A 15,494-nucleotide genomic window follows, 5' to 3' on the forward strand; every position below is an offset into this window, starting at 1 on the left:
AACCGGGACGATGCGGGAGGGGACGGGCGTCGACCGGTCCCCGGCCGTCATCCGCCTTGGAGGTCGTCGTAGACGCCTTCGAAGAACTCGCGCGCCTTGTCCCCGCCGTCGGCCTTCCAGGTCGCGACCGCCGCGTCGAGCTCGCTGAGCTCGGCGCGGCCGTAGATGATGTCGTTGACCTTCTCGTCGAAGACCTGCCCGGGGTTGCCCGCGGTCTCGGGGCTGGTCAGGCGCAGGCCCTCGAAGATGTCCTCGTCGAGGTAGGGCAGCACGGACTCGTTGAACGCGAAGCGCTGCCGCACGATGTCGGAGGGGCCTTCGATGAAGGTCTGGACGACGCCGCTCATGGCGATGTAGGCGAACGAGTCCTGCTTCGCCGCGATGCCGGCCTCGGTGAACGCGGGCTTCCCTTCGGCGTCGTACTCGAAGTGGACGCCCTCCTGGCCGTAGACGATCATCTCGTATTCCTTGGTGCCGTAGGGCGCGGCGCAGAAGTTGGCGACGTCGAGCAGCTCTGCGATCGCGTCGGCCTCGAGGTCCTTGCGGAAGAACAGCCATCCGCCGACCCCGCGCCCGGCGTGGTACATCGGCTCGCCGCCTCCGTGGGTGAGGGCGCCGAGGACGCCCAGCTCGAAGCCGGGGATCTCGCCGCTCGCGTTGACTTCGGCGGTGAGGTCGGTCCAGCGGTTCCAACCGTCCTGGTCGAACAGGACCTCACCGGCCTTCTGCGCGGCCTTGGAGTCGAAGCCGGTGGTGCCCACGCTGGGGTGGCGCAGCTTCTCGTCGGTGAGGGTGCGCTGGAAGGCCACCCAGTCCTTGAACTCGGAGCGCTCGTTGTTGTGGACGAGCCCGGAGCCGTCCCAGCTCCAGCCGTGGCCCGCGGCGAGCCGGAACCAGGCGCGGGACATGTAGTCGGTGCCCGCGATCGCCCACTTCCCGGCGGCGTCGTCGGACCAGGCGCGGGCGACGTCAAGCAGCTCCTCCACTGTGGTGGGCACTTCGAGGCCGGCCTCCCGCAGCAGGTCCGCGCGGTAGTAGAAGGCGTTGCCGGGACCGCCGTTGAGATGCCATGGGACGCCGTAGATCCCCGCGGTCTCCTTGGGATTGTCGGGGTCGGTGGACCAGGCCGCGTCGGCCCAGGCGGCGTCGCCGCGCCCGGCCAGGAGCGGCCAGCGCTCGGAGATGTCGCCGGAGACGATGTCGGAGATGTTCGCGAAGCTGTTGACGACGGTCTCGTTGAAGTCGGCGTGGGCGTAGGACATCCACGAGAGCAGGAAGATCGCGTCGCCGAACTCCTGGGCCTTGATCCACTGGACGGCGGCCTCGGGGAAGGCGGCCGGGTCGTTCTGGACGAACTCGACCCGGGTGCCTCCGGTGGCCTCCTGCATGGCGAGGAAGTAGGGGTCGTCCTTGGGCATGACCGGGCCCCAGTTGGGGACGTACACCTGGTAGTAGCCCGAGGTCCGCGGCGGGTCGGTGACCACTTGGACGACGGGGTCGGGGTATTCGAGGAAGGCGCTGAGGTGGTTCGGCGGTTCGCCGACGAGGTCGGGTTCGACCGGCAGCGGCCATTCCTTGAACTCGGGGAGGACGTCGAGGCTCTGGTCGATGGCTTGGACGCTGCCTTCGCCGCCGCCGACTTCGGCGCAGGAGGACAGGAGCGGGAGCCCGGCGGCGCCGGCGGTTCCGACGCCCGCGGCCTTGAACAGCATGCGTCGCTTGAAGAGCGCGCGGTCGGGGTGAGAGGGAGTCATGTGGCGGACCTCGTGGCTGATCGGGGTTCGGGACATACGGGCGGAACCTCAAGAATCGACATTCCTGGATGCATTGCCCGATGTGAGGTACCGTACTGATCCGGCATATGTTTGTCAACTACCGTTACTAAGTAGCGGGACATTGCCCGCTCGCGGGCGACCGCTCGCGCCGGTGCACCCATGCGGTGCGGCTATCGTGAGCTCGTCGCGGAGTGAGGAGAGTGGCATGTCGAGGTTCCCGGCGCCGCCGGAGGCGGATCCGGCCCTGTGGCCGGTGCTCGGCGGCGGCGAGCGAAACGCCCTGCGCGAGCTGGTCATCGGCGGACCGCAGTCGCGCGCCGAGATCGCCCGCCGTCTGGGCATCTCGCGGACGAGCCTCACCCGCGCGACGCGGACGCTCATCGAGCAGGGCTTCGTCGCCGAAGGCGCCGTCGAGCTGCGCGGGGCGACGGGCAGGCCGAGCGAACTGCTCCACGTCCGCGCCGGGTCGCGGACCATGCTCGGGGTCAAGCTCACCGTCGACAGGCTCTTCGCCGTCGTCACCGACCTCAACGCGGCAGTGCTCGCCTCGCATGACGAACCCCTGGTCTCGCATTCGGTCCAGGACGTCGTCGACCAGATCGCCGGAGTCTGCGAGCGGTTCAGGGACAAGCATCCGAACATCGCCGCGGCGGGAATCGGCCTGGCCGGCGACGTCGCGACCGCGGGCGGGCGCCAGATCGTGGTCGACTCGCCCTTCCTCGGCTGGCGCGACGTGGCACTCGCCGACCTGGTGAGCAGGCGCCTGGGCGTCCTCGTCGCGACCGAGAACGACGTGCGGGCGCTCACCGCCGCCGAGCACTGGTTCGGCGTGGGCGCCGGATACGAGTCGATGGCGCTGGTGACCGTGGGATACGGCCTCGGATTCGGCCTGGTCGTCGGCGGCGGACTCGTCACCGGCGCCCACGGCAAGGCGGCCCGGCTCGACCACCTGGTGGTCGACCCGAACGGTCCCCGCTGCGGCTCGGGGCACCGCGGCTGCGCCTCCATGTACCTCACCGACTGGGGCATCGTCTCGGCACTGCGCACGCCCGGACTGACCTATCAGGACGTGCTCGCGCTCGCCCGCGGCGGCGACCCCGCCGCGCAGCGCGCCTTCGCCGACGCGGGCAACGCCCTCGGCGTCCTCGTGGCCACGCTCGCCAACACCATCGATCCCGAGAAGATCGTCGTCACCGGCGAAGGCATCGCCGTGGCCGAGCTCGCGCGAACCGAGGTGGACGCCGCGATCGAGGCGCACCGCCACCCCACCGGGGCTCCGGTCGACCTCGACGTCCAACCGTTCGCGTTCGAGGAGTGGGCCCGCGCCGGAGCAGTCCTCGCCATCCGCGCCGGACTCGAGACATAGTTAGTGAATATACGTTACAAAGAGCTGGCGTCGGGACGGGACGCCCGCTCGAGCTGGCCGAGCACCGATTCGTAGGCGCGCCCGGTGGCGTGGTGGAGGCCGATCTCGCAGGTGCGGTTGCCGCTGAGGTGGACGTCCGCGTCAACGGCGGCGACCTCGGCGGCCTCCTCTCGGGTCGCGCTCTCGGTGAGCTCGGTGTGGAGGAGTCCGCGGTCCCCGGCGAAGCCGCAGCAGGTGGCGGCGGCCGGTTCGACCACGTTGTGCGCCAGAGCGCTCGCCAGGTCGGCGAGTCCCCTGCCGCCGTCGAGCTGGTGCATCGAGCAGGTCGGATGGACGACGGCGACGCCGGTCTTGGCGAGCGAAGGCAGATGCGGCACGAGTTCGGTACGGGCCCAGTCGACCGCGTCGCGGATGTCGAGCTGCCGGTGGCGGGCGGCGTTGACGGCGTCGAGGTGGGGCGCGATCTCGCGCATCGCGCCGAGCGTGCAGGAGCTGGCATCGAACACCACCGGCAGGCGGCCCCGGTCGGACCAGGTCCAGAGCCGGTCCACGAGGTCGTTGGCCATGAACGAGCTCCCCTCCGCGTAGCCCTTGCTCTGCCAGATGGTGGAGCAGCAGGCGCCGCGCACGCCATCGGGAATCCACACGGGCCGATTGGCGCGGGCGCTGACTCGCACTACCGCCTCCACCAGCGGCATATCGCCGCCCGTGGCGGGGGTGCCGAAGATCCGGTTGACGCAGGCCGGGACGTAAACTGCCCTCGCCCCTTCGCGAACGGTGCGCGGCAACTTGCGGGGCGCGGCGTTCGGGATCTCGTCGATCCACGCGGGCATCAGCTCGGGCCCGAGGACGCGGCGGCCGAGACCGGTGAGCGCGCGCAGCGGCCGGGGTCCGAACCACCGGTGGATCCGCCGGGCCCAAAGCACTGCGAGCCGAGCAGCGCATTCAACCGCTGCGAACCTGCGGGCGACGTGGAGGGCGGCGCGCTCGGCGCCGGGGCCGTGGCGGCGTCGACGCAGGTCTTTCATCGCCGACCCGGTGTCGATGTCCACCGGGCACGCGGTCTGGCAGCTGGAGTCGGCGGCACACGTGTCGACCGCGTCGTAGGCGTAGTCGTCGGCGAGCTCCCGCGCGAGCGCGGGTTCGCCGACGCGGCGCGCGATCTCGCGCTGCAGGGCGATGCGCTGGCGCGGCGTGGTGGTCAGGTCGCGGCTGGGGCAGACCGGTTCGCAGAACCCGCATTCGATGCAGGCGTCCAGTTTCGGACTCACCGAAGGCATGGTCTTGAGGTGCTTGACGTTCGCGTGCGGATCGTCGTTGAGGAGCACGCCGGGGTTGAGGATGCCGTGCGGGTCGAACGCGGCCTTGACACGGCGCATCAAGGCGGTGGCTTTGGGGCCCCATTCCTGTTCGACGAAGGGGGCCATGTTGCGGCCGGTGGCGTGCTCGCCCTTGAGGGCGCCGTCGTACTCGTCGAGAATGAGGTTCGCGACGGCCTGCATGCACTCGCGGTACCGGTCGACGTCGGACTGCGAGGCGGCGTCGAAGGTCATCGTGAAGTGCAGGTTGCCGTCGGCCGCGTGCCCGGCGACCGACCCGTGGAAGCCGAACGCGTCGAGCAGCTTCCGCAGGTCGCGGGCGGCCTCGGCCACGCGCGGCGGCGGGACGCAGACGTCCTCGCCGAGCAGGACGGTCCCGGCGGGCCGTGAGCCGCCGAGGGCGGCCAGGAGTCCTTTGCGGACCTTCCAGTAGCGTCCCGCCGCCGCCGCGTCCCGGGTGAACGCGCCTTGCGCGCCGGTACCCGCGAGCGTCCGGGAGACGGTCTCCTCGAACGCGGTCAGCGCCGCGTCGTCGGCGGCGCGGCACTCGACGAGGAGCGCCGCGTCCTCTTCGACCTCGGACAGCCACGGCGGCGCGCCGTCGACGTGCTTCGAGGCGAGAAGGGAGGGGGCGTCCATCAGCTCGACGGCGTGCGCCCCGGCCGCGACGAGCGCCGGGACGGCCCCGACCGCCTCGTCCAGGCCGGGAAACCTGAGCAGGGCAGTGGTCTGCAACCTCCCGAAGGGGACGGTCTCGAACACGATCTCGTCGAGGAATCCAAGGGTCCCTTGAGAACCGACCATGAGACCGCGCAGGATCTTCGAGGGCCGCGCCGCGTCGAGGAACGCGTCGAGCCGGTACCCGTTCGTGTTCTTGATCGCGAATTTCTTGCGGATCAGCGCACTCAACACGGGATCCGCTTCGAGCTCGCGTTTGATCGCCAGCAGCTCGGCCACCAGTTCCGGTTCGCGCTCGGCGAGGAGCCGGTCGGCGTCGGGGTCGGCGGTGTCGACCACCGTGCCCGAGGCGAGGACCACGCGCATCGACCGGACGGTCCGGTACGAGTTCCGCTCGGTGCCGCAGGACATCCCGCTGGCGTTGTTCGCGACGACCCCGCCGACGGTGGCCGCCGACGAGCTCGCCGGGTCCGGTCCGAGCATCCGGCCGTACCGGGCCAGCAGCGCGTTCGCGCGGGAGACGACGATGCCGGGCCGGGCCCGCAGGAACCGGCCGCCGTCCTCGGCGACGGCTGCGGCGAAGTGCCGCCGCACGTCGACGAGGATGCCGTCGCCCTGGGCCTGGCCGTTCAGACTCGTCCCGGCGGCGCGGAACGTCACCGGGAGCATGTGCCGGTCGGCGAAGCCGAGGACCGCGGCGATGTCGGCGCCGTCCCGGGCGACCACGACCGCGCGAGGGACCATCCGGTAAGGACTCGCGTCGCTCGCGTAACGCGCCAGGTCCAGGGGCCGGGTCAGGACCTGCTCCTCCCCCACTGCGGCGGCGAGGCCGTCGTGCAGCCAGTGTGGGGTGGGGGCGAGGCGGGCGCCAGTGTCCGCCCCGCCCCCGTGAGGGGAGCCGTACACGACGACAGTGCTGCGGCCGCTCATTCGTCGTCCTCCGTCAGGGTTCGGGTTGGGATGCAACGGTGCTCACGGAGGGCGGCGGGGCCGCCGCCGCACGGTCAGGCCTTGGACAGCCGGTTCAGCTCGGTCACGTCGCCGTCGGCGCGATTGCGGGCCGCGGCCCGGCGGCGCAGCGTGTCGATGCAGACCAGGCTGATGACCGCGCAGCCTGCCGCGTAACCGGCCACCGACCAGGTCGTCCCGGTCGAGGCGAACAGTGCCGTCGCAATGAACGGGGCGAGGCCGCCGCCGAGCGCCGCACCGATCTGGTAGCCCAGGGACGCGCCCGTGTACCGGACCTTCGTGCCGAACAGCTCGGAGATCCCGGCGCCCATCGGGCCGAGGATCGCGGCCGAACCGACGAACGCGAAGGCGACGGCGGTGATCACGATCGTCGGGTTCGCCGTGTCCACCAGCGGGAAGAACGCCAGCGCGTAGACCCCGACGAAACCCGCGCCGCCAAGGAGCACCTTGTGGCGGCCGACCCGGTCCGAGAGCGCGGCGAAGTACAGCAGGGCCGGGATCGACAGGAGCGAGCCGACGATGGTCCCGGTCAGGACGACTCCGCGGTCCATCGCCAGTTCGGTCGTGGAGTAGGCGAGCGCGAACGTGAAGACCAGGTAGATGAACGTGTTGAAGCCGAGGTTGAAGCCGCTGCCCAGCAGGACCTCGCCGGACTGCGTGCGCAGCACGGTCGCGATCGGCAGCTTGGCCTGCTTGCGGTCCTTCGCCATCGCCAGGAACTCGGGGGTCTCGGCGATGCTCACGCGGATGTAGAGGCCGACGATCACCAGGAGTGCGCTGGCGAGGAACGGCAGGCGCCAGCCCCAGGAGGCGAACTGGTCTTCGGGCATGGTGGAGACCGCCGCGAACGCGCTGGTGGCGAGGACGAGTCCGGCGGGCGAGCCGATCGAGGTCCAGCTGCCGTACAGGCCGCGTTTGTTCGCGGGGGCGTGCTCGGTCGCCGAGAGTACGGCGCCGGCCCATTCGCCCCCGGCGCAGAAGCCCTGGATCAGCCGGAGGCTCACGAGGAGGATCGGCGCGGCGACGCCGATGGTCTCGTAGTTGGGCAGGAGGCCGATGAGGAAGGTCGCCACGCCCATCGCCACGAGGGTGGTGACGAGCATCTTCTTGCGTCCGACACGGTCTCCGAAGTGGCCGATGACGATCCCGCCGAGCGGCCGGGCGAAGAAGCCGACGCCGAACGCGGCGAAGGCGAGGAGGGTGCCGACGAGCGGGTCGCTCGTGGGGAAGAACTGGGTGTTGAAGATCAGCGCAGCGGCGGTGCCGTAGATGAAGAAGTCGTACATCTCGATCGCGGTGCCGAAGCTGGTCGCGAACGCGAGTTTCAACGCGGGCGGGCGTCCGGGCCGGGCTTCAGGGGCGGGGTTGACGGTAGTCACGGCAATCTCCTTTGGTCGCCGACGGGAAAGGGGTGCAATCATGATGTCTGCTGCGGCAGACAGTTTGCCATGGGCAGAACACACAGTCGATCGGGCACCGGTTGTGCGAACGCACTAATGCGGGCGATGCGCGCTGCCCGACATGGCTCAGCAGCACTCGGCCGCGGCCGTCGAGGTTCCCGAGGCCTCTGCGATCCGGCCGTTCAGCATCGCCTCCATGACCGCGAGGTAGGCCTCGATACCCGCTTCGCCGAGGACGAACGGGTTGGACGCCGCTCCGTTCTGGAGCTGGCGGATGCGTTCGAGGCCGTAGTCGACGAACGGGTGGGCGGAGACCTCCACGGACACGTTCGCCGCCTGCGCCTTCGCGGTGAAGGACTGGATAGAGGCCAGGTACGTGCGCAGTCCGGCGAGGTTGGCGGGCGGGTTGCTGCCGCCCCAGGTCATGGCGGTCTCGGTCGTGCCGCGCCAGGTGACGGGGAAGACCGGCGAGACGGTGCCGGCCGTGTGGCCGGGCGTGTAGTGCAGCCGCACCTCGGTGCCGCCGAGGGTGAGCCGCTGGCCGTCGGTGATGTTCATGTCCCGGGCGGGCGCGCCGGACATGCCCGAGACCAGGGTCCAGTCGGCGGGGGCCATGAGGACGCGGGCGCCGTAGGTGTCGGCGAGGTACTGGGCACCGCCGAAGTGGTCACGGTGGCCGTGGGTCACCACCACGTACTTGATGTCGGCGGGGTCGGCTCCGAGCGCGGTCAGGCCGCCCGCGATGACGCGCCGCGCCTCGGCTGCGGTGTTGAGCGAGTCGATCATGATGATGCCGTCGTCGGTGAGGATCGCGAGGGCGGAGACCGAGCCGACGCAGAGGACGGCGAGGTCGTCGAAGATCTTGACCGGTTGCGGAGCCGCCGGGCGCGGAGGGCTGAAGCCCGGGGTCAGCGAGGCGCTCAGAGCGAGCAGGACAGGGTCGTCGCCCGCGGTCTCGCGGGCCTGGTCGTAGTAGTCGGCAGCGGTATGCGCTCCGGCCGGGGTGCCGACCGCGAACGCGGTCACGGCGGCACCTGCCGCCAGGCCCGCCGCGGCGATCCCGCCGAACCGGCGCCTCGACAACCCGCGCGCGGTCGGGGTCGTGACTTCAGAGTGAGGGTTTGACACGATATTCTCCTTTTGCCGATGGGGTAGCCCTCTAATCGTGACCGTCGTCACCGCACATGGCCATATTGAGAACACACAGCGAAGCCGTTAGGCTTTGTGCTCAAGCACAAGACCCTGAACGGCAGTCACACCCATGACCCCTTTGCACCAGCTCAACGGCACCGCTGGCACCCTCGCCTCGCTTCTCGACGCCGTGGGAGCCACCGTGCTCGTGCCCCTCGAAGCTCCGGCCGGACTCGACGTTCCCGTGGGCGAGCCCGAGATCCTCGACCCCGCCCAGCCCGGCGCGGACGGACCGAACACGCTGCTCCTCGGCATAGGGCTGCGGCCCGGCTCGGCCGAGGCCCGCGACGCGGTCCGGCTCGCCGCCGCCGCGGGCTGCGCGGGCCTGGTCGTGAAGACCCTCGGCGAGGAAGCCGAGGAACTGCGCCGCCTCGCCCGCGAGCAGGGCGTCGCCCTGCTCGCCGCCGACGACCGGGTCAGCTGGCGGCACCTCGACGCGCTCCTGTCGGCGGTCATCGGCACCCAGGGCCGGTCAGGCGGGGCCTCGGCCGACGAGGTCGAACTCGGCGACCTGTTCGCGCTCGCCAACGCCGCCGCGCTCCAGGTGGGCGGGGCCATCGCCATCATGGACACCCAACGCCGCATCCTCGCCTACTCCACAGTGCCAGGTCAGGTCATCGACGAGGTCCGGCAGGCGGGCATCCTCGGCCGCCACGTCCCCGACGAGTTCCGGGGGCCCCACACCGACCCGCGCGTGTGGCGCGGGGACAAGCCCGTCCGCATCGACAATCCCGGAGCCCTGCCGCGACTCGCGGTGGCGCTCAAGGCGGGCCCAGACGTGCTCGGCTCCATCTGGGCCATCGACGAGACCGGGACGCTCGACGACCGCGCGGCCGAGACCCTCTCGAACGCGGCCCGCCTGGCGGCGCTGCACCTCCTCCAGTACCGCAACGCGCGCGACATCCCCCGCCGCACCCGCGAGAAGGCCCTCAGGGCGCTCCTCATCGGCGACCGCCCCGCGCCCGGCGACGCGTTCGGGAACGCCCAGGCGTTCACGGTGGTCGGCTTCGAAGTCGTCGGCGTCGAGCAGGTCGAAGACAGCGCCTTCCACCTCGCGGAACTGGTCACCGGCTATGCCCGGCTCCGCCATCCCAGAGCCGCCGCGGTCGAACTCGACGGCGCGGTCTACGCCCTCCTGCCCGCGGGCGCGGCCGAGGCACGCGAACTGGCCGGAGCCGCGGTCGAACGCACGCGCTCCCTGCTGGGAGTCCCGGTCCGCGCCGGGATCGGCGGCACCGTCGCGGTCCTCCACGACGTTCCCGACTCCCGCCGGGACGCCGATGACACCTTGCGGGTCCTCGCCGACCGCGGCGCGGGCCCCGGTGTCGCCGACGTCCACGAAGTCCGCGCCGAATCCTTCTTCCTGCGGCTGCGCGCCCGCCTCGACTGCGCCGACTTCGCGCCGCTGCCCGCCCTGCGCCGGATGCTCGACCACGACGCGGCCAACGGCACCGAGTACACCGCCACCGTCAAGGCGTACCTCGAATGCCTCGGCGATACCGGCCGTACCGCCGAGCGGCTCTACATCCACGCCAACACGCTGCGGTATCGGCTGCAGCGCGCGGGCGAGCTGTTCGACCTCGACCTTCGCGACCGCGACCAGACGCTCATGCTGTGGCTCCAGCTGCGCCTGCGCGAGTTACACCGCCGGGAGGACCTTCCCGGCAACCTCGCCGAACCCGATCCGGGTGCCGCCCGGGCCGGGCGCGGTCGCCGAGATCCGCACCTCGTCGCCGTCCTCCAGGAACGTGCGCGGTTCGCCTTTCACCGTGACCGGTTCGCTTCCGCCCCAGGAGAGTTCGATGAACGAGCCGCGCTGGCCGCGTTCGGGCCCGGAGATCGTGCCCGAGGCGAAGAGGTCGCCGGTGCGGGCCGTGGCACCGTTGGCGGTCATGTGGGCGAGCATCTGCGCGGGCGACCAGTACATGTCGCGGTAGGGCGGGCGCGAGACCTCCTCGCCGTTCCACTCCACCCCGAGTTCGACGTCGAGACCCCAGTCCTCGCCGCCGCGTAGGTACGGCAGCGGCCGGGGGTCCTGGCCCGGGAGGGGTACGCGCGCCGCGTCCAGCGCCGCGAGCGGAACCACCCACGGCGACACCGAGGTGGCGAAGCTCTTCCCCAGGTGCGGGCCGAGCGGCACGTACTCCCAGGCCTGCAGGTCCCGGGCCGACCAGTCGTTGACGAGCACCGCGCCGAACACATGCTCAGCGAAGTCGTCGATGCCGATCCGCTGCCCCAGCCCGGATCCCGCGCCGACGATGAAGCCGAGTTCGGCTTCGATGTCGAGCCTACGGGTCGGACCGAAGTCCGGGGCGTCCTCATCGGGGCCCTTGCGCTGGCCGCAGGGGCGGACGACGCCCGTTCCGGAGACGACCACGGTTCCGGCGCGACCGTGGTAGCCGACCGGGAGGTGCTTCCAGTTGGGCAGCAAGGGCTCCGAGCCGGGCCGGAAGAGCCGCCCGAGGTTCGCGGCGTGGTGCTCGGAAGCGTAGAAGTCCACGTAGTCGCCGATCTCGACGGGCAGGTGCAGCCGCACGTCCCGCAGCGCATGGACCGCACCGTCGGGGACGGGCCCGTCGAGCGCGGCCCGGACACGTTCGCGCGCTGCCGCCCACCGCTCGGGGCCCTGGGCCATGAACGGGTTGAGCGACGCGGCCGCGAAGACCTCGTCGCCGAGCAGCGCCCACAGGTCGATCACGCTGTCGCCCAACCGGACGCCGACCCGCGGCCCGCCTCCGTCCACAGAGAACACGCCGTAGGGCAGGTTGTCGGGACCGAACGGCGAGCCGTCAGGGATCTGGATGCGGTTCACGAGGTGCTTCCTTCGGTGCGGGCGGGCGCGGTGACAAGGCCGAGGGCGGTCAGCTCGTTGAGCGGGTCGGTGATGCTGCAGGTGCCGAACGACAGGAACGCCTCCCGGGCCCGCCGCGCACGCGATTCGTCGAGACCGCGGACCCAGGAGGCCACGGCGTGGCCATCGCGCTCGGCGAGCAGCGCTCGAGCCTCCCGCTCGGACACCCCGGACGCGAGCGCGTCCGTGGCGGCCAGCAGGTTCAGGAACCCGTGCTGCTCGAACCCGGTGTCCCGGTCGGTGTTGCGTATCGCGTGGTGGAGACCGGCAGTAGCCTTGAACGGCAGCCCGACCGCGACGGCCGCCGCGACGGCGCCCGCGAGCTCCGCTTCGTCGGGGTACAGCTCGGCGCGCACACCGCCGGTGCGGAACTTGGCCCGGTACCGACCCGCGACGGCCTCAATGAACGCGGTCTGTCGTAGGCCGCGCGGTATCTCGACGTACACGTCCAGCTCAGGCGCGTCGTCGAGCGTCGCCGCGAGCGCTTCGAGGAACGCGGCCGGGCGCGCCTCCCCCGGCACCGCGACCTCGATCGAGCGGAGTTCGACCGGCAGGGCCGCCGCGTGCGCGAGGGCCGCGGCCACACCCGCCGGGCCGTCCGGGAAGGTCACCGAGAGCGGCAGCGGCGCATCGCCCCTGGGCAGCAGCGGCGCGAGCCGAGGCAGCGCGGCGGCGGGCAGGACCAGCGGCCCGGCGAGGTCGGCGTACCAGACGCGACGCCGGGCCCCGTAGGCGCGGACCGCGTAGGCCAGAGGCGCGTTTCCGGGCGGGAAGACGGCGGCGTCGTCGCACAGCGCCGCCAGCAGTGCCGGGATCACGAAGGGCCCCTTCCGGACCAGGTCCAGGCGTAGCCGGGGTCCTCGCACGCGGCCGCGCCCTCGCCGAGCTCCAGGGGTCGGAACGTGTCGACCATGACGGCGAGTTCGTCGAAGTACTCCGCGCCGATCGAGCGCTCGACCGCGCCGGGCTGCGGCCCGTGGCTGTGCCCGCCCGGGTGGAGGCTGATCGAGCCCTGCCCGATGCCGGATCCCTTGCGGGCCTCGTAGTCCCCGCCGCAGTAGAACATGACCTCGTCGGAGTCCACGTTGGAGTGGTAGTAGGGCACCGGGACGGCGAGCGGGTGGTAGTCCACTTTGCGCGGCACGAAGTTGCAGATCACGAAGTTGTGGCCCTCGAAGACCTGGTGCGCGGGCGGCGGCTGGTGCACGCGGCCGGTGATCGGCTCGAAGTCGGCGATGTTGAACGTGTACGGGTACAGGCAGCCGTCCCAGCCGACCACGTCGAACGGGTGCGTCGCGTATACGTACCGGGTGCCGGTGATGCCGCGCGACCCGCGGTGCTTGACCAGGACCTCGACGTCCTCGCCTGTGGCCAGGAGCGGTTCGGCGGGCCCGTGCAGGTCGCGTTCGCAGAACGGGGCGTGCTCCAGCAGCTGCCCGTAGCGCGACAGGTACCGCTTCGCGGGCGCTATGTGCGAGTTCGCTTCGATCGCATAGAGCCGCAGCGGCTCCGAACCGGTCGGAAGCCAGCGGTGGGTGGTCGCGCGGGGCAGGACCACGTAGTCGCCCTGCCGGGCTTCGAGCGCGCCGAAAACGGTCTCGACGGTCGCCGACCCCGACTCGACGTAGACGCACTCGTCGCCGATCGCATTGCGGTACAAGGGTGATGCCTCACCTGCGGCGACGTACGAGATCCGCACATCGCCGTTGCCGAGGACGAGTCGGCGTCCGGTGACCGGGTCGACGGCCTTCCAGTCGGTCTCGGTCAGGTCGTGGAGTCGCAGGTGTCGGGGCTTGAGTGGCCGGTTCTCGACGGTCGCCTGGCCGGGGAGGTCCCAAGGCGCGGCGTCGACGATCGCCGACGGCACGCCCGAGTGGTAGAGCAGGGACGAGTCGGAGGAAAACCCCTCCTCCCCCATCAGCTCCTCGTAGTAGAGCCCGCCCGCAGGGGTGCGGTGCTGCGTGTGGCGCTTGGGCGGGATGCTGCCCAGGCTGCGATAGAACGCCATCGTTCTCGCCTCTCTCCTATGCGCGGTAAAGGATCAGAAGTTGCCGCGCTTGGCCTGCTCGCGCTCGATGGCCTCGAACAGGGCCTTGAAGTTGCCGATGCCGAAGCCCAGCGAGCCGTGGCGCTCGATGAACTCGAAGAAGACGGTGGGGCGGTCGCCGAGCGGCTTGGTGAAGATCTGCAGCAGGTAGCCGTCCTCGTCGCGGTCGACGAGGATGCCGCGCGACTGCAACTCCTCGATCGGGACGCGGACCTCGCCGATCCGGGCCCGCAGCTCGGGGTCCTCGTAATAGGAGTCGGGGGTCGGGAGGAACTGGACGCCCTTGGCCCGCAGCGTGTCCACGGTGCGGATGATGTCGTTGGTGGCCAGCGCGAGGTGCTGAACGCCGGCGCTGCCGTAGAAGTCGAGGTACTCGTCGATCTGCGAGCGCTTCTTGCCGACTGCGGGCTCGTTGAGCGGGAACTTGACGCGGCGGTTGCCGCTGGCGACCACTTTGCTCATCAGCGCCGAGTACTCGGTGGCGATGTCCTCGCCCACGAACTCGGCCATGTTGGTGAAACCCATGATCCGGTTGTAGAAGTCGACCCACTCGTCCATGCGGCCGAGTTCGACGTTGCCGACGACGTGGTCGAGGGCCTGGAAGAGGCGCTTGGGCTCGCCTTCGGGTCTGGTGTAGCCGGAGGTCCGGGCCTGGTAGCCGGGCAGGTAGGGACCGGTGTAGCGGGACCGGTCGACGAGGGTGTGGCGGGTCTCGCCGTAGGTGGCGATCGCTGCGATGCGGACGGTGCCGTGCTCGTCCGAGACGTCGTGAGGCTGCTGGATCACGGTGGCGCCCTGGGCACGGGCCTGGGCGACGCACTGGTCGACGTCTGGCACTTCGAGGGCGACGTCCACGACGCCGTCGCCGTGGCGGCGGTGGTGGTCGAGGAGGGGGCTGTCGGGGTCGACGCCGCCTTTGAAGACGAAGCGGACGGCGCCGGAGCGCAGGACGTAGGCCTGGTGGTCGCGGTTGCCGGTCTCCGGGCCGGAGTAGGCGACGAGTTCCATGCCGAAGACGGCCTGGAAGAACAGGGCGGTCTGGGTGGCGTTGCCGACCGACCAGACGACGGCGTCCCAGCCGGTGACGGGGAAGGGGTCGTTCGCGGCGTCGTACTCGACGAGGCCGACGAGCTGGCGCAGCTGCTTGAGGTCGAGGTCGGCGAGGCGCTCTTGGCTGGTGAGGGTCAGGTCGATGCTCACGTCGTGCTCCTGGAGTGAAGGGTCCTTGGATTGACGCGCATAGGACACCGCATCGGCGAGCCGCTCGCAACCGAGCGGGTCCGAGCTGGCCAGGATGACCATTCCGAGGCGGTGCCTGACGGGTCAGGCTTTACAATCTGCCCACATGACGGTGGAACTGGATGCGCTCGACATCGACCTGCTCTCCGCGCTGCGCGAGCACACACGGATCGGGGTGCTGGAGCTGTCGCGGACGCTGCGCGTCGCGCGCGGGACGGTGCAGGCGCGCCTCGACCGGTTGGAGAAGGCCGGGGTGCTCGGGGGCGCGACCCCGGAGATCGATCTGGTGGCGGCCGGGTACGGGGTGCAGGCGTTCGTGACACTGGAGATCACGCAGGGCGCGCTCGACGAGGTGACGGCGGAGCTGACCGCGATCCCGGCGGTCGTGGAGGCGTACTCCACCACCGGCGCTTCCGATGTGGTCTGCCGTCTGGCGGCCCCGTCGCACGAAGGCCTGCAGGAGGCGCTGCTGGAGTTGAACCGCTCGCCCACGATCGGCCGGACGACCAGCGTCGTGATCCTCTCGGTGGTCGTGCCGCCGCGGACACTGCCGCTTCTGGTGAGTGCTCCGCGTCAGGCGCCGCGGCGGGCTCCGGCTTACCGGAGCGACGGCTGAGCGTTCGGGCGGCGTTTCAGGTGCCGCGCGAGGAGGGGCTCTT

Annotated in this window: 10 protein-coding genes and 1 pseudogene; 3 read left to right on the top strand and 8 right to left on the bottom strand. The window is 71.0% G+C overall.

Annotated features, from left to right (window positions below):
- Positions 1–47: 47 nt before the first annotated feature.
- Entirely contained in the window at positions 48–1,754 is a 1,707-nt protein-coding gene (locus ACGGCP_RS16265) for a hypothetical protein (protein ID WP_392966820.1), read from the bottom strand.
- A 226-nt stretch (positions 1,755–1,980) separates the two neighbouring features.
- Here ACGGCP_RS16265 and ACGGCP_RS16270 point away from each other — a divergent pair, with 226 nt between their 5' ends.
- Positions 1,981–3,141: an ROK family protein gene (locus tag ACGGCP_RS16270; RefSeq protein WP_392966822.1), complete on the top strand. Its 1,161-nt coding sequence runs from the start codon at positions 1,981–1,983 to the stop codon at positions 3,139–3,141.
- A gap of 14 nt (positions 3,142–3,155) precedes the next feature.
- Here the strand turns inward: ACGGCP_RS16270 and ACGGCP_RS16275 are convergent, their stop codons facing one another.
- The 3 genes from ACGGCP_RS16275 to ACGGCP_RS16285 all read right to left on the bottom strand — a co-directional run bounded on the left by ACGGCP_RS16275 (position 3,156) and on the right by ACGGCP_RS16285 (position 8,635).
- Positions 3,156–6,068: an FAD-binding and (Fe-S)-binding domain-containing protein gene (locus ACGGCP_RS16275; protein WP_392966824.1), complete on the bottom strand. Its 2,913-nt coding sequence runs from the start codon at positions 6,066–6,068 to the stop codon at positions 3,156–3,158.
- Positions 6,069–6,142: 74 nt separating this feature from the next.
- Positions 6,143–7,486, bottom strand: a complete 1,344-nt coding sequence (locus ACGGCP_RS16280) for an MFS transporter (RefSeq protein WP_392966826.1) — start codon at positions 7,484–7,486, stop codon at positions 6,143–6,145.
- Between the two features lie 147 nt (positions 7,487–7,633).
- Positions 7,634–8,635 carry an MBL fold metallo-hydrolase gene (locus tag ACGGCP_RS16285; RefSeq protein WP_392966828.1) on the bottom strand — a complete coding sequence of 334 codons (1,002 nt, stop codon included), beginning with the start codon at positions 8,633–8,635 and terminating at the stop codon, positions 7,634–7,636.
- 628 nt (positions 8,636–9,263) lie between these two features.
- Here ACGGCP_RS16285 and ACGGCP_RS16290 point away from each other — a divergent pair.
- Positions 9,264–10,319, top strand: a pseudogene (locus ACGGCP_RS16290) (PucR family transcriptional regulator); the annotation flags it as partial.
- An 18-nt stretch (positions 10,320–10,337) separates the two neighbouring features.
- On the opposite strand, the gene fahA reads toward ACGGCP_RS16290, so the two are convergent.
- Genes fahA through hppD form a run of 4 tightly spaced genes read right to left on the bottom strand, consistent with a single transcriptional unit; the run spans position 10,338 to position 14,796 of the window.
- On the bottom strand, positions 10,338–11,510 hold the full coding sequence (fahA, locus tag ACGGCP_RS16295; protein ID WP_392966830.1) for a fumarylacetoacetase: 1,173 nt from the start codon (positions 11,508–11,510) through the stop codon (positions 10,338–10,340).
- Positions 11,507–12,367, bottom strand: coding sequence for a hypothetical protein (locus ACGGCP_RS16300; protein WP_392966832.1), 861 nt, complete (start codon positions 12,365–12,367; stop codon positions 11,507–11,509). The genes fahA and ACGGCP_RS16300 overlap by 4 nt, the downstream gene beginning before the upstream one ends.
- Positions 12,364–13,557 (bottom strand): homogentisate 1,2-dioxygenase, encoded by a 1,194-nt coding sequence (locus tag ACGGCP_RS16305; protein WP_392966834.1) that lies wholly within the window; start codon positions 13,555–13,557, stop codon positions 12,364–12,366. The genes ACGGCP_RS16300 and ACGGCP_RS16305 overlap by 4 nt, the downstream gene beginning before the upstream one ends.
- Before the next feature lie 33 nt (positions 13,558–13,590).
- On the bottom strand, positions 13,591–14,796 hold the full coding sequence (hppD, locus tag ACGGCP_RS16310) for a 4-hydroxyphenylpyruvate dioxygenase (RefSeq protein ID WP_392966836.1): 1,206 nt from the start codon (positions 14,794–14,796) through the stop codon (positions 13,591–13,593).
- A gap of 145 nt (positions 14,797–14,941) precedes the next feature.
- Here hppD and ACGGCP_RS16315 point away from each other — a divergent pair, with 145 nt between their 5' ends.
- A complete protein-coding gene (locus tag ACGGCP_RS16315; RefSeq protein ID WP_392966838.1) occupies positions 14,942–15,451 on the top strand; it encodes an Lrp/AsnC family transcriptional regulator in 510 nt (169 codons plus the stop codon).
- The last annotated feature ends 43 nt before the right edge of the window (positions 15,452–15,494 follow it).

Source organism: Glycomyces sp. NPDC048151, assembly GCF_043202775.1.
Lineage (GTDB): Bacteria > Actinomycetota > Actinomycetes > Mycobacteriales > Micromonosporaceae > Glycomyces.